General features: G+C 65.9%; 14 protein-coding genes. 10 read left to right on the top strand and 4 right to left on the bottom strand.

The window, feature by feature from the left end; genetic code table 11:
* The first annotated feature begins 57 nt into the window (after positions 1-57).
* Positions 58-1527 carry a Vgb family protein gene (locus tag BM223_RS26905; protein WP_038676891.1) on the top strand — a complete coding sequence of 490 codons (1470 nt, stop codon included), beginning with the start codon at positions 58-60 and terminating at the stop codon, positions 1525-1527.
* Between the two features lie 36 nt (positions 1528-1563).
* On the opposite strand, the gene BM223_RS26900 is transcribed toward BM223_RS26905, so the two are convergent.
* Complete coding sequence (locus BM223_RS26900) at positions 1564-2343, bottom strand: TrmB family transcriptional regulator (RefSeq protein WP_038676889.1); 780 nt, start codon at positions 2341-2343, stop codon at positions 1564-1566.
* A 157-nt stretch (positions 2344-2500) separates the two neighbouring features.
* Here BM223_RS26900 and BM223_RS26895 point away from each other — a divergent pair, with 157 nt between their 5' ends.
* From BM223_RS26895 to BM223_RS26885, 3 genes are read left to right on the top strand one after another with little or no spacing between them, the layout of a single operon-like run.
* Positions 2501-3550: a carbon-nitrogen hydrolase family protein gene (locus tag BM223_RS26895; protein WP_038676888.1), complete on the top strand. Its 1050-nt coding sequence runs from the start codon at positions 2501-2503 to the stop codon at positions 3548-3550.
* Positions 3540-4877: an MFS transporter gene (locus BM223_RS26890; protein ID WP_038676886.1), complete on the top strand. Its 1338-nt coding sequence runs from the start codon at positions 3540-3542 to the stop codon at positions 4875-4877. The genes BM223_RS26895 and BM223_RS26890 overlap by 11 nt, the downstream gene beginning before the upstream one ends.
* Positions 4864-5679 carry an MBL fold metallo-hydrolase gene (locus tag BM223_RS26885; protein WP_052138230.1) on the top strand — a complete coding sequence of 272 codons (816 nt, stop codon included), beginning with the start codon at positions 4864-4866 and terminating at the stop codon, positions 5677-5679. Before BM223_RS26890 ends, BM223_RS26885 begins: the two co-directional genes overlap by 14 nt.
* Here the strand turns inward: BM223_RS26885 and BM223_RS26880 are convergent.
* Positions 5640-6071: a hypothetical protein gene (locus tag BM223_RS26880; protein ID WP_141267148.1), complete on the bottom strand. Its 432-nt coding sequence runs from the start codon at positions 6069-6071 to the stop codon at positions 5640-5642. The two genes, BM223_RS26885 and BM223_RS26880, sit on opposite strands and share 40 nt — an antisense overlap.
* A gap of 79 nt (positions 6072-6150) precedes the next feature.
* Here BM223_RS26880 and BM223_RS26875 point away from each other — a divergent pair, with 79 nt between their 5' ends.
* The 4 genes from BM223_RS26875 to BM223_RS26860 all read left to right on the top strand — a co-directional run bounded on the left by BM223_RS26875 (position 6151) and on the right by BM223_RS26860 (position 9189).
* Complete coding sequence (locus tag BM223_RS26875; protein WP_038676884.1) at positions 6151-6531, top strand: hypothetical protein; 381 nt, start codon at positions 6151-6153, stop codon at positions 6529-6531.
* Between the two features lie 294 nt (positions 6532-6825).
* Positions 6826-8028, top strand: a complete 1203-nt coding sequence (locus tag BM223_RS26870; RefSeq protein WP_038676883.1) for a Thoeris type III anti-phage system protein ThcB4 — start codon at positions 6826-6828, stop codon at positions 8026-8028.
* A complete protein-coding gene (locus BM223_RS26865; protein WP_038676881.1) occupies positions 8025-8663 on the top strand; it encodes a Thoeris type III anti-phage system protein ThcA in 639 nt (212 codons plus the stop codon). The genes BM223_RS26870 and BM223_RS26865 overlap by 4 nt, the downstream gene beginning before the upstream one ends.
* A 79-nt stretch (positions 8664-8742) precedes the next feature.
* Positions 8743-9189 carry a TIR domain-containing protein gene (locus BM223_RS26860; RefSeq protein WP_038676879.1) on the top strand — a complete coding sequence of 149 codons (447 nt, stop codon included), beginning with the start codon at positions 8743-8745 and terminating at the stop codon, positions 9187-9189.
* Positions 9190-9910: 721 nt separating this feature from the next.
* On the opposite strand, the gene BM223_RS26855 is transcribed toward BM223_RS26860, so the two are convergent.
* Positions 9911-10492, bottom strand: a complete 582-nt coding sequence (locus tag BM223_RS26855) for a TIR domain-containing protein (RefSeq protein ID WP_075018787.1) — start codon at positions 10490-10492, stop codon at positions 9911-9913.
* The gene (locus BM223_RS26850) at positions 10489-11049 is read right to left on the bottom strand and encodes a hypothetical protein (RefSeq protein WP_141267149.1); all 561 of its coding nucleotides are present in this window, start codon (positions 11047-11049) and stop codon (positions 10489-10491) included. The genes BM223_RS26855 and BM223_RS26850 overlap by 4 nt, the downstream gene beginning before the upstream one ends.
* 623 nt (positions 11050-11672) lie before the next feature.
* On the opposite strand from BM223_RS26850, the gene BM223_RS26845 reads away from it, so the two are divergent.
* Together BM223_RS26845 and BM223_RS26840 are read left to right on the top strand one after the other, a co-directional pair.
* Positions 11673-12179 carry a TIR domain-containing protein gene (locus BM223_RS26845; protein ID WP_038676875.1) on the top strand — a complete coding sequence of 169 codons (507 nt, stop codon included), beginning with the start codon at positions 11673-11675 and terminating at the stop codon, positions 12177-12179.
* A gap of 237 nt (positions 12180-12416) precedes the next feature.
* Positions 12417-13589, top strand: coding sequence for a hypothetical protein (locus BM223_RS26840; RefSeq protein WP_141267150.1), 1173 nt, complete (start codon positions 12417-12419; stop codon positions 13587-13589).
* The last annotated feature ends 293 nt before the right edge of the window (positions 13590-13882 follow it).

Raw genomic sequence — 13882 nt, 5'->3', positions numbered from 1 at the left:
GTGACCCGGGTTGCACCACACGCGGGCGGGAGGCCCGCTCGACCGGAGGGACCCCCCATGCACCACCCGCGCCCGCTGCTGCGGCGGCTCCTGACCGCCGGCACCGCCGCCGTCCTGACCCTTCCGGTCGTCGGCGTCGTCACCACGGCCAGCCCCGCGCACGCGGACGACCGGGTGGAGGCTCCGACCACGGACCTGGTCCGCTCGGTCGAGGTCACCACCGTCACGCCCCGCCGCGTCGCGCCTCGCGCCCAACGGCCCTCCGCCGGCGGCGTCCGCGCGTACCCGGTTCCGACGAGTGCGGCCGATCTGCGGCGGATCACCACCGCGCCCGACGGCAGCATGTGGTTCGCCGAGGGCGACAAGAACAAGATCGGCAGGATCACCACCAGCGGCGTGATCACCGAGTACAACCTCTTCGCACAGACCAGCGCCGGCAGCACGGTCAAGGACATCGAGGTCGACGTGTCCGGGCTGGTGTGGGTGGTGTGGGACTCCGGCTGGAAGATCAGCCGGATCAACCCGGCCACGCTGACGGCGTACACGTGGTCGCTGACGTACCCCTATGGCGAGGAGGTCCGAGTCGGTCCCGGTGGTGCCACCTGGGTGACGCTGTCGTACGACGTCGACGGCATCCTGCGCATCGTCGGCGACAACGCCAACTGGGCCGCCAACGCTCCCGAGTGCGACAACGCCCTCGGCCGCGGCCGCGACGGCTTCATGTGGTGCCAGGACTTCGACAAGCTCATCCGGGTCGACGCCGACGGCGCCGGCGGCGCCGCGCTGCCACTGCCCTCCGACGCGACGTACCCCTACTCGGTCGCGACCGGGCCCAACAACAAGATCTGGTTCGGCCGCGACACCGGCGGCTCGATGTTCTCCTCACCCGCCTGGGGCAACGTCGGCTGGATCGACAACGCCAACCAGGCTCACGTCATCCGCACCGGCGACCGGACCGCGCCCCGCAGCCTCGTCACCGGCCGCGACGGCAACGTGTGGTTCACCAGCGTCGGCGCCGCCAAGGGCATCGGGCACGTCAACGCCAGCGGCCAGGGCGCCATCGTCCAGGTCGGCAACTACCGCCCCACCTCGGTGACCCACGGCGCCGACGGCGCGTTGTGGTTCACCGACAGCGACAACAACGCCATCGTGCGCGTGCCCCGCGAGAACCTGTGGGTGACCAACGTCAACGTGGGCGGCCGGTCCCAGCTCCGTCCCCACCCGCAGCCGCGCGCCACGGCCGCCAAGAAGGTCGACGCCGACAAGCGCCGCAAGAAGGCCACGGTCGCCGTCACCTGCGGCGCCGGACTCGTCCCGTGCAGCGGATCCGTCGTCGTCAAGCTCGGCCGCAAGACGCTCGGCACCGGCAGGTACGCCGCCGCTCCCGGCCGTCGAGCGAACGCGGTCGTGTCGCTCAACGCCGCCGCCCGGACCCAGCTCAAGCGGAAGGCGAAGGTCAAGGTCGTCCTGATCCTGACCTCCGCGACCGGCCAGCGCGTGACCCGGAAGGCCCTCCTCACCCGCTGAACGTCGACCTGGCCGCCCTCGCCGCCGTCGCCGCCGTCACGCGGGAACGCCTGAGCCGTCCTCCTCCGCGCTCTTGCTGACGCTCCACAGCACCTCGAAGAAGTTCCGCTGCATCTCGGCGTACTCCTCGCTCTCGATGACCATCGCGAACGTCTCCCGCGCCGACGACAGGTTGACCACCTGGTGCTCGCCGATCACCGCGGTCATCGTGAACTCGTACTCAGGCGGCGCATGCTTCACGACGCGGTAGTCGGCGGCGCTCGTGAGCCAGCCCTGCGGCCAGTCGTGGTCGCGGGTGCGGACGACGCGCAGGACCAGCTCGCGCTCGCGCCGCCCGGCGATGTACTCCTCCATCGCGGCCTCCCCCGGAACGCTCATCAGGTCCCGCATCGAGAGGATGCCGCGGATGGGCGACTGCCACTCCAGCGTCTCGAACAGCGCAGCCCGGATGCCCGCCGCCCCCTCCAGGTAGCGGACCTTGGGCCGCGACCGGCTGGCCGAGAACAGCGCCCGCAGCTGGGGTACGACGTCGTCCAGCACACGACGCCGGTTCGCCCACTCGTCGAGCAGGTGCTCAGGGTCGTTGGCGACGAGGTGGCTCTGGGTGCGCAGGTCCTCGCTGTCGCTGGGCCCTGACTCGACCCGTCCGATCAGGCCGCGGGCCTGCAGCCGGCGGGCGATGTCGTAGCCGCTGGTGCGGCTGACGTGGGCCTCGCGGGCAGCCTCGGCGACCGTCGTCCGGCCGCGGCGGAGGACGGCGAGGTAGAAGTGCGCGTCCTTCGGATCGAGGCCGGCTTCGACCAATTGCTGCCACATTTCGGGGATCTCCCTTGTTGTCGAAAAGCGTCGACACAGTTGCCGTAGACCAGGCTCGGCAAGCGGCCCTAGCGTCCGGTGACGTAGCCCACATCGCCGTTGACGGTCACCTCAGTGTCGACTTCCGGCGACATAGTTAGCAAGGGATGTGTCCAACATGGTGAACGACCGTCTACCCCTCGTCCGGGTGGCCGCCGTCCAGGCAGCACCGGTCTTCCTCGACCGCGACGCGACGCTCGACAAGGTCGAGTCGCTCGTCGCCGAGGCCGCTGCCGGAGGGGCCGAGCTGGTGGTGTTCGGGGAGAGCTTCGTGTCCGGTTTCCCCATCTGGGGGTCGGTGCTGCCGCCCGTCGACCAGCACGAGCTGCACCAGCGGCTGGTCGAGTCCTCGATCACGGTGCCGGGGCCGCACGCGCGGCGCCTCGGCGAGATCGCGGCCCGGCACGGCGTCGTCCTGTCGGTCGGCGTGAACGAGCGGGCGGCACACAGCCTGGGTCAGGTGTTCAACGCCAACCTCGTGTTCGACCGGACGGGCGCGCTGGTGAACCACCGGCGCAAGCTGGTCGGGACCTGGCACGAGCGCCTCACCTGGTCGCACGGCGACGCCCACGGCCTCGAGCCGGTCGAGCTCGACGGCTGGTTCCTCGGCGCGCTCATCTGCGGCGAGAACACCAACACGCTCGCCAAGTACACGCTCCTCGCCCAGGGCGAGCGGCTGCACATCGCGACGTACCCGCCCGCCTGGCCGTTCGACCAGCGCACGGACGCGCCTGAGTACGACCTCGCCGAGAGCATCCGGCTGCGCAGCGCCGCGCACAGCTTCGAGGGCAAGGTGTTCACCGTCGTGGCCGCGACCGTGCTGGACGAGGACGCCGTCGAGACCGTCGCCCAGGGCGACGAGCGCGTCGAGAAGCTGCTGCGCGCCACCCCGACCGTCTCGATGGTCGTCGGGCCGCGCGGCGAGGTCGTCGCCGGGCCGCCCACGACGGACGAGGGCATCGTCACCGCCACGGTCGACCTCAACGAGGAGATCGTCCTCAAGCGGGCGCACGACATCGTCGGCACCTACAACCGCTTCGACATCTTCGACGTGCGCGTGGACAAGCGCCGCCGTCCTGCGATCACGACGATCGAGGACGCTCCCGGTGCCGCGGCCGCTGCTCCCGCCGCTTCGGCTGACGAGGAGGTGGGTCGCGATGTCCTCTGACGCCGAGATCCGCGAGACCGACCCGGTCCTCGCCCGCGAGAACGACCCCGAGTACCGCGCCAACGGGCGCAAGGCGCTGCGCGCAGCAATCGGCGGCTTCTTCGTCGACATGTACGACGTCTACCTGCCGGTCATCGCGCTCGCCCCGGCGATCGCGTACTTCATCCCCGACCACGCGTCGAAGACCCAGGCGGCCACCCTCACCGCCCTGATCTTCGCGGTCTCCCTGGTGGGACGGCCGATCGGATCGATCATCTTCGGCGTCCTCGGCGACCGGGTGGGTCGTCGTCGTACGACGGTGTGGGTGACGGCCGGATTCACTGTCTGCACGGGCCTCATCGCCCTGCTGCCCGGCTACGCGACCGCCGGCTGGTGGGCCGCAGGAGCGCTGATCCTGCTGCGTCTCGTCGACGGCGTCTTCCTCGGCGGCGAGTACACCGCGGCCAACCCCCTCGCGATGGAGTACGCCCCGCGCCACCTGCGCGGCCTGTACGGATCGCTGCTCAACATCGGGTATCCCGCGGCGCTGGGCTTCATGACCCTGCTGACGATGCTGATCCTGAAGCTGATGCCGTCGGGCGACGCCGATGCGGCGTACAGCGTGTGGGGATGGCGGATCCCCTTCGCTGTGGGCTTCGTGCTGTCGCTGATGGTGTTCCTGCACTACCTGCGCTCGGTGCCCGAGTCGGAGCTGTGGGCGGCGAGCGAGAACAGCACGACGAACCCGCTGCGTGCCCTGCTGAGCGGCCAGAACCTGCGGAACTTCGGGGTCGCCTTCGTGACGTCGACCGGCGCGTGGCTGATCCTCGACGGCACGATCGGCGTCTTCGCCGGTCACTTCAAGAAGCTCGGCACCGACCACGACGTCGTCAACACGACCGTGCTCGTGTCGGCCGTCGTCGGCATGGCGCTGTTCCCGCTGATCGGAGCGGCCGGCCAGCGGTACGGACGCCGGCACGTGATGATGGCGATCGCCCTGTTCAACCTGGTCCCCGGCACGATCGCCTTCGGCCTGGCCATCGGCGGCTTCGAGTCGTCGATGACGGTCATCGCGGGCGCCGCCGTCGCGATCGTCGGTGGGCTCAGCGTCTTCGCGATGATCACCGCCTACATCATGGAGATGTTCCCGACCGAGGTGCGCTCCTCGGGGTACGGCATCGCCTACAGCCTCCCGAGCGTGATCCCGGCGTTCTACCCGTACTACATGCTGTGGCTCGGCGGAGTGATGAGCTACGACTTCACGCCGCTGGTGATCCTCGTAGCCGGTGGGGTGTTCCTCCTCGCGGGTTCGTACATCAGCAAGGACCTGCGCCATGTCGACCTGTGATTCGTCTCCTGGCCTGGTCTCGCCGGCACGGCTGCCCTTCGGGGTGGCCGTGCTCGGCGGGCCGACCACGGTCCTCGACGTCCTCGGCCGGCGGGTCGTCTGCGACCCGACGTTCGACCCGCCCACGGACTACAGCTACCTCCAGAAGACCGCTGGGCCTGCCGTCGGTCTTGATCTGGTCGGCTCGGCCGATGTGGTGCTGGTCAGTCACGACCTGCACCCGGACAACCTCGACGTCTCTGGGCGTTCGTACGCGCTGTCCTCTGGTTCGGTGCTCGCGCCTCCGTCTGCAGCCGGGCGGCTCGGAGGTCCCGCGGTCGGCCTGGACGCCTGGTCGACCTGGACCAGCCCCGACGGCGTCCTGTCCGTGACCGCCGTACCCGCCCGCCACGGCCCCGCCGACGGCGAGGTGGACGAGGGCGGGTTCGTGAACTGCGAGGTCTCCGGCTTCGTCGTCACCGCCCCCGGAGCACCCACCGTCTACATCAGCGGCGACAACGCCTCCCTCGAGATCGTGCGGGAGATCCGCGAGCGGTTCGGCTCCCCCGACGTCGCCGTCCTCTTCGCCGGCGGCGCCTCCGTGCCCACCAAGTTCCGCGGCCGCCCCCTCACCCTCACCGCCGACCGCGCCGCCGCGGCGGCTGAGATCCTCGGCAGCCCGCACGTCGTCGTCGCGCATCAGGAGGGGTGGGCGCACTTCCGGGACGACGCTTCGGCGACGTACCGGGCGTTTGATGGGGTGGGAATTGCTGGGCGGTTGTGTCAGGCGAGGCTCGGGACGTGGTGCTCGGCTCTTGTTTGACTCCTGGTGTCGGACGCGGCCGCTGCGTCTGCGGTCCACTCGTGGATCGGACAGAGCACCTCCGCCAGCCCACCGACCTCCCGTCGTACGCCGGTGTCACCGCAGACCTCACAGGTCTGACCGGCCCGGAACACCGCCGCCCCGATCAGCACGCTGAACACCTCGCGATGACGCCGACTCGACGGCTGGGCGTCGTTCACCAGGTGGCCGCCGTCCCGGCTGACGCGGAAGAGCGCGTAGTCCGGGTCGACCAGCGCCAGCCGCTCATCGAGCTCCACCACGAGCGGCTCCCAGCCGTCGCCGCACCCGACGACATGCCCCGTGGCGACCATCCGGTCAACGATCGTTCTGAGCCCTGCGACTTCGGCAACCAATCCGAGAGAAGCGTCCATAAACAGACGCTATGCTGATTTCGAACGACCTGCAACCGCCTTCGTCTCCGCGGTCGACCGATCCCCGTATGTTGTCTCCGTGGCCAAACCGCGCACCATCACGCCTCGGCGCCATCTGGAGCACCCCGACCTCTTCGGCCGCCCCGGCAACCACACCTGGCTCCAGCCCACGACACCCGAGGAATACGCCGGCCTGAGAGCCGCCGAGCTCCAGCACCACTTCGGGCTGGCCCTCGTCAGCCTGCTGACTGAGCTCAGCGAGCCGAAGTCATGGCTCGAGGAGCAAGCTGGCCTCGCCACCGGGCGGATCAGCAAAGTTCTCCGGGGACACGCACAACTGACTTTCCGCGATGTCGCAGCGATTGAAGGCATCGTCGGACCAATTCTGGCCCGCCTCGAGGTGTCTCGGCAGCCCATCGAAGACCAAGGGCTCCGCGAGCGCTTCGCGCGCGAGCCCTAGCGGCGATGTAACGCGCGCGCGAGAGTGGCCTTGGAGGCACCATTAGTGCGACGATGCGACGGGCTTGCTCCCGGTCGCGGTGTCGAACCGCATTGTACGGACCCCAACCCCGTATTGCGCGATCTCCTCCGCGGTTCACAATGCGGCGCTCGGCCACCCGCCGGAAGCCACCCCCGGCGCAGTCGCCGCATCGTCATCGAGAGGGCTCCGATGATGAGCGTTCCTCACAATTGATCGGAATCCGCAGTCGCTTCCCGGTAGCCTCGCTACAGGCATCAGCGGGAGGAAACAAGATTGGCCGACGTCGACGCGGAAGCACCTGGCTACCGGGTAGTCATCCTCAGCGCAGACCGACCGGACAAGGTCTTGGAGCTGACTGACGAACTCTCGCGCCGCACGACGATGGCTGGCGGCACGCGGGCGCCGATCGACATCACAACGGACCACTCGGCACTGGTTGTCGATCCCAAACCTAGCGACCCGACCACTGCCCTCGTCGTCATCGGTGGGTCAAAGACTGCGACCGATGAGGACGTCAGCCAAGCAGCGAAGGCTTGTCGCGCGTCGATGCGGGTCTGCATCCCGATGTTCGACCCGTGCGCAGACTTCGCGAGCCAGGTCCCCGACGTGGTCCACGAACTGAACGGTGTGCCGTGGGCTGACGCTCAATCGCCAGAAGTTCCTGCAAGCACCGTCCTTCGCTTACTGGGACTAACGGAAACCGAACGGAAAGCGTTCGTATCCTACCGGCGCACGGACGGCAGTGCGCTCGCCAATCAGCTCCGCTACAGCCTGGTGGATGCGGGATGGGACGTCTTCCTGGACCGTTTCAGCGTGCCACCCGCTGCGGTCTTCCAAGAGCAGCTTGACCGCGATCTGGCTGACAAGGCGTTCGTGGTGTTGGTCGAATCCCCAGACGCCGTGAGCAGCATCTGGGTTGAGCATGAGATTGCCTTCGCACACATGCACAAGTTTGGGTTGATGTCGTTGGCCCTTCCCGAGACGACCAGGGCGGAGTACTTTCCAGCAGTTCTTGAGGACCTTAGAAAGCAGTTGGACCTCGGTGATGTTGACGGCCCGATCGGTGCACGCAAGTTGACGCCGGATGCTTTGGAATCGGTGTTGGTAGAGATTGATCGACGTCACGCGAGCGCCTTTCAACAGCGCCGCGAGATCCTGCTGCTGGATGCCGCGGAGGAACTTGAACGGGCAGGCTTCAAGGTGGAGGTACTCGGGGGCTGGTCTCTTCTCGCTTCGAACGCAGCCGGCGACGAGGTCGTCACCGTGACACCTCGAGCGCCCGCCCCCCGTGATCTCATGGCCGTGGAGGCGCTGCGTAGCCAAGTCCGTGCTCCCAAGCGACGTGCGCGCGGCTGGGTCGTTCACCCGCTGGAAGACATCGATCGCGACCGCGCATCGCTAATCGCATGGATGTCGCGGCACCGCAGGGTCGGCCCGTCGCCCGTGATGCTTCTCGGAACGAGGGTCAAAAGGTGACCAGAGTCGTACTGTGCGCCAGCTTCCCGAGCGGCCCTCGAGCTCCTGACGTAGAGCCCTACTACTCGACCGACATCGCACTCGCAGTGGTGGCAGTGGCGGAGGCGACCCTACGGTCGGGCGCCCGCCTGGTTTTTGGCGCGCACCCAACGATTAGCCCCATCGTCCTTCACACCGCGCGAATGCTTGACGCTGGACGCCTGGTCACGATCTTTCAGTCAGCGTTCTTTGAATCGAGCACGACCGAAGCTGTGCGGATGCTCACCCATGACCTCGGCGCACATCTCCGGACCACGAAACGTGCGGCAGACCGGCCAGAGAGCCTGACGATCATGAGGACGGAGATGTTCGCGAGCAGGCCCGACTGCGCATTCTTCTGCGGCGGGATGGACGGCCTGGACGAGGAACATCGGATTGCCCGGACGACTGGAACCACCACCTATCTGATAACCGAGCCCGGAGGTAGGACCGCGCAACTCGCGCTCGACGCCACTGCAGAGTCCAGAGTCCTCGAGGGTCGCGCGTACTCGTCGCTCGCACTCGCAGCTCTAGAGAGGTCAGGGGCAGCGGCGCCCCGACCCGTCGGACCGCTGGAGTCAGTGATGTACGACCCGGACGACGAGGCCGAGCGTTGATCGCGATCGTTGCCCTTCAGAAACTGTCGGACCCTCGTGTCATCGTCACGGCTCCTGAAACTCGAGCGATTGGTGAATCATGACTCGCAAGGTCTTCTTCAGCTTCCACTACGCGCGCGATTCATGGAGAGTCGCCAAGGTTCGGAATAGCGGGGTCGTGTCGGGGTACACGAAGAACCCCTTCTACGACAAGGCTGACTGGGAGAAGGTCAGGTTGCGCGGGCCTGACGGTGTTCGCCGCTGGATCGACGACCAGCTGGCCGGGACCTCTGTTACCGTCGTTCTTGTGGGGGCCAAGACCTCTTCGCGCCCGTGGGTCAAGTACGAGATTGAGCAGAGCATCGCCAAGGGAAATGGCCTGCTAGCCATCGACATCAGCAAGATCGGCGACCGCAATGGCGACACGGACAACACCGGCATCAACCCAGTGCCGACGGATTATCCGCTTTACAGATGGAACAAAGATTGCGGCCAGAAGAATCTGGGGAGTTGGATCGAGGCCGCCGCAAAGGCCGCCGGCCGATGACGATCAGCTGCGGCAGCGTGTCAGCGCGAGGATACATGGCCTTCTTCGCGAGGATGACCTTCTAGGAGAGGCCTGAGAAACACGGCGCTTCGACCGAGTCGCGGCCTGAGGCTCGATCCGCACCCAGCGCGACCTGCACCGGGCGCATACTACCCCCTTCTTAGCCACACCAAGATCGACCACTCACTAGTCGCTGGCCGCCAGGCCACGTCTAGCGAATCACGGCTACACCGCCTACGGGGATTGGTTGGACTGCCCGCATCCTTGACCGCGACAACGTCACGAGCGCTACGACGGTGCCCTTTGACAGCAAACGAACAGTTCGCACGGACTTCTTTACCTCACCACGCGGTCGTCAACAGTTTCGCGATGGATGGCTTGAGCTCGGCAACTTCGACGGGAAGAAGGGTGCCGGACAAAATCGGAATTACTCCCGGTTTCCGATTTGCGGGCGACTCGTTCGTCGGACGTCGATAGCGATCGCCGCATGTCTCATGCGAGCGGCAGTTGAGGTGTGCCTAGGCGTGGCTAGAGCGCCGTGGTGGACAGTTGCGGTCGGGCGACATGGAAGAGCCGGATTAGCTTAGCTGCGACGGTCCTGGTTCTTTCTCTGACGAGCCTGCATCACCGCGAGGACGCTCAGTCCAACCGCAGGGGCCCGTGACTCTGGCCCTGAGTCGCTTCGGTCCAACTGGCCCGACAGGCGCAGGTCCCTTCTCGGTTAGGACGCCTTGACCTTCTCGAACTGGCCCGAGCCTGCAATAAAAGAGGCCATGGTCTGAGCGCGCGTCGTGTTGTTCGCCGTGACGTAAGGCACAGGCTCTCCGTTGACGAAGAGCTTCTCCAGAGCCTTGTAGAGATTTAAATACTCCTGTCCGATGAAGTGCGTCGCCATCGCCCCGGTTTCGATAGGACAGATCGCGACTTGGGCCTGGCCCTTGATGCCGTCGAAGTATCCGAGTTCCCAGGGCATCCACTTCGAAGCCTGGGCAGCTCTCGAAGTCGCATAGACAAGTGTGCTGGACTGACGCATCCGCTGGCGAAGGAGGGCTGCAGTGCTCTGGTCGACCTTCGATCGGTCCAGTTCGCTGTCGACGACCCAGTCGACATAGACGCTGAATCCAAGCGACTCCAACCATTCCATTAGACCTAGCACGGCAGCCGCGTCCACCATGCTATGACTTAGGAAGACATCAAAGGAATTTTGCTCGGTCTGTGCGGAATTTGCGAGCACCTTCCCGGCAGCGCTAGCCGTGAGACCGCCGGTTCGCGCCCGTAGCTCAGTTGCGGTGAAGTAGGTCATCGGCTCGACGGGCCGTCCGAGGAACTCGGTGAGCCGCCTGCGCCCGGCGTCTTGATGGCCGGCTTGGGGAAGTCTCCTCCGTGACAATCGTGGTTCCCGTGCGGGTGGCCTTGGTTTCGGTCCTCCGACTCGTCAGCGGCAAGAGCGGCCCCGAACAAAATCATTCCCGCGACAGCGAGCGGGACATGAAAGCCCCATATCGACGTCGAACGGTACGACCGGTTCGTGGGGTTCGCCGGTAGAGACGAAACGTTCATCGCGAGTGGGACAGCGGAGTTGTCGACGATCGATGAGTAGAGATCCCTGAACTTCTTCTCCAGCGAGAGGTAGAAGGAGTCCAGCGCGGCGAAGACCACGATGCCGGCGAGCCCCAGAAAGAGGAGCAGCCAGTTGTCACGGACTGCCGCCAAGCCGAAAGCGGCGGAAGCCAACGTGATCGACCAGCCCTTAAACATCGCCGAGGTCGATGCCATGCGCCCGACGGTCGCCGACACGAGTTCTAGGTGCTTACGCCGGTCCTCGCGATCGTCGGCATCGCCGAGGTCGTAACCAGTCAACGAATGACCTCTTCTCTCACGGCTCAGCGCCGCGTCCAGGTGAACATCAGGAAATGTGGCGTCGGTCGCCAGAGGTCACCCATGGAATCGTCTGTCGTCGGCACCAGGGGAACATGCAGATGGGGAGGATCTGGGTGGCAGCCGTTCCGGGCGACTAGATGACCATGAGACCCGCCGGGGCCAAAGCGCTTTGCACCGCGTCAGCGACCAGCAGTAGGGCGGAGGCAAGGACCGCGCCGGTCGTCTCGCCAAGGTCCCCGACGTCCGTGATATCACAGGTCGCGACGACGACCGCGTGGCCAAACGTGGCCGGTTCGATGGGGATGAACGCATCAATGTCCTTGGGTCGCTTGACGACCCTGGCGGTTCAGTACCATCAGCGATGGCGCAGAAGTCGCGACTTTTTGGTTGTGCCACTTTCCCCCTCAAAACCGCCCTCGCCCGATGTCTCAGTTCCCAGAGCGTGGAACCTTGCCTAGTCTTCCACAGATCGCGCTCTCGCGAGTGGCCTTAGTCGCGTAGGCGCGGGACGCGACGGTTTCTTGCCCGGATCGAGTGCCCGCTCGGATCACTGTCAGTGGTGGTGCATAGACTTCAGGTCCCCGACACCCGAGGAGTACACGATGGCTAAGTCCGCATTCATCAGCTTTCATTTCAGTCGCGATCACTGGCGCGCTAACCAAGTTCGCAACATCAGTGCGCTCGCCGGGCAGCCTGAGTTGCCTTCGAACGAGTGGGAGGCAGTCAAGAAGCGCGGTGATGCGGCTGTTGAGGCGTGGATCGACGAGCAGATGAACTACAAGTCGGCGGTTGTGGTCCTCGTAGGCAAGGAGACGGCCTCGCGCAAGTTCGTAAAGTATGAGATCCGGCGGGCATGGTCGATGAAGAAGCCCCTCCTTGGGATCCGGATTCATGGTTTGAAGGACAGCAACCAGACGACCGATTCGGCGGGAGCGAACCCTTTCGCCCAGTTCGGCTTCTCGGACAGTTCAAAGACCTACGCAGACTACGTTCCCCTGTTCGATCCGAGGGAGTACACAGGCCTCACGTCCCCGACGAGCAACGACATCTACGCAGCGATCAAGGAAAACTTGGCCGTCTGGGCGTCTAGCGGCTACCGAAGGCCTTGACCTTCGGCCGTCGAGCCCGGGCGGTGCGGGTGTATTGTCGATTAGACCGAGGGGTCAGCCGCTCACAAGTGACCCATAGTGGGCGCTTTGAGGCACCTCGAATGTGCCGCGATCTGGGCGTGATCCAGGGCGCGGCAGCCAGGCATGTCGCCTGTGTACGGCGGGTCCAGCCGCCACGAACGAGGGTCGCCCGGCTTTGGCTGCGAAGCCAGAAACGCGCAGGTTATGGTCCGGGCCATGCGTCCCACGCTTGTCACCTCCGCGCTGTCTGCCGTCCTGCTCTCGCTACTGCTCTCTGCTTGCGGCGACGGCACTGCCGGCGACGACGAGAAGAACTTCGACTCCGCGCGGGACGCCGCCGACGCACTTGAGGGTGCCATCTCGGAGATCACCAAAACAGTCACGATCACTGAGGACAACGATCCCAACGACGACATGCTCGGTCGCCCGAACGGCTACGAAGCGGGGGTTGTGCTGTTCGATCAACGAGCTGGCGACGAGTTCACAACCTGTACCGAGGAGCAGATTGGGGCCGACTGCGGAGCAACGATTGAGCAGTGGCCCGACGCGGAGTCAGCCACGGCGCGAATGGACTACATCCAGGGCTTGCTTAAGGATGCTCCGATCCTTGGCAGGGAGTACAACTACGTCCAGGGGAAGCTCCTCTTAAGAGTCTCCGGCACGCTCAAGCCATCGGAAGCAGACGAGTACGAAGCCGCTTTCACCGGAACCACGCCCAAGGGAAAGGCGGACGACGACAAGTCCAGCGACACGGACTACGACGCCGCGACAGCCACGGCCGGGGAGAAGTGGGCCGAGTACACGCGTCTCGCAACGGAAGCCGGGATCGCCGAGGAGCACTGGGCATCGACGGAGACCGACGCCGCTGACACCGCGGAGGCAGCGTGCGGTCGCACCCAGGAGCAGATGAACGGGTCCGTCGACTTGTTCCGCGACATCTACACCGAAGATGAGTTCGAAGCTGAACGACTGTTCTATGTCGCCTACTGCCCGGAGCAGGTCGAAGCCTTCGACACCGCACTCGACTACGGCGCCGGCGCAAGCGACGGCCTGAGCTCCGGGAATGATGTCCCGACGGTCTCGCTCTCCACGGCCTGCGCAATGCTGATCCCAGATTCCGGTGACGGCGAGCTGAACGCGATCGCCGAGTTCCTCAGCGGGACGACCAAGGCGACGCCGGACACGTTCCGCGACTTCAAGGCGTCTGTCGCAGAAGTCAACGAGATCGCGGGCCTGTCGCCCGAGCCCCTAGCCACCTACCTCACCGGGATGGTTGATTCGCTTCAGGCCTACGTCGACGACCTGACCGAGAACGGAGCCGGTGACCTGGACACCACGGTCTACAAGGCGCTCGGGCTCGAGGTCGTCAACCTGTGCACCGGCGGGTAGGCAGCAGAGGTGACGGGCTTCGCACGTGCCGCGCGTGGCCAAGGACGATCCGCATTGCCGACGAATCGCCCAGTGACGCTGATCGGGTGCGATCTGCGTCAGGTCGCGATGCCCGTTAGCGACGAAACCCTCGGCTGGCCGGCCGCCCCAACGCAAACCGCCCCCGCCCTGCGTCTCCGCAGGTCAGGGGCGGTTCAGGCCGTGGCAGGTAGTGGATTCGAACCACTGTCGTGCTACCTTGGAAATCTAGCATCTGACTTGCGGAAATGCCCTCTGACCTGGGTAAACAGGCG

The sequence above is a fragment of the Pimelobacter simplex genome (genome assembly GCF_900114845.1).
In the GTDB taxonomy this organism is placed as follows: domain Bacteria; phylum Actinomycetota; class Actinomycetes; order Propionibacteriales; family Nocardioidaceae; genus Nocardioides; species Nocardioides simplex.
Note: the sequence above shows the minus strand (reverse complement) of the source record. Positions and strands in the feature narration are given on the sequence as shown.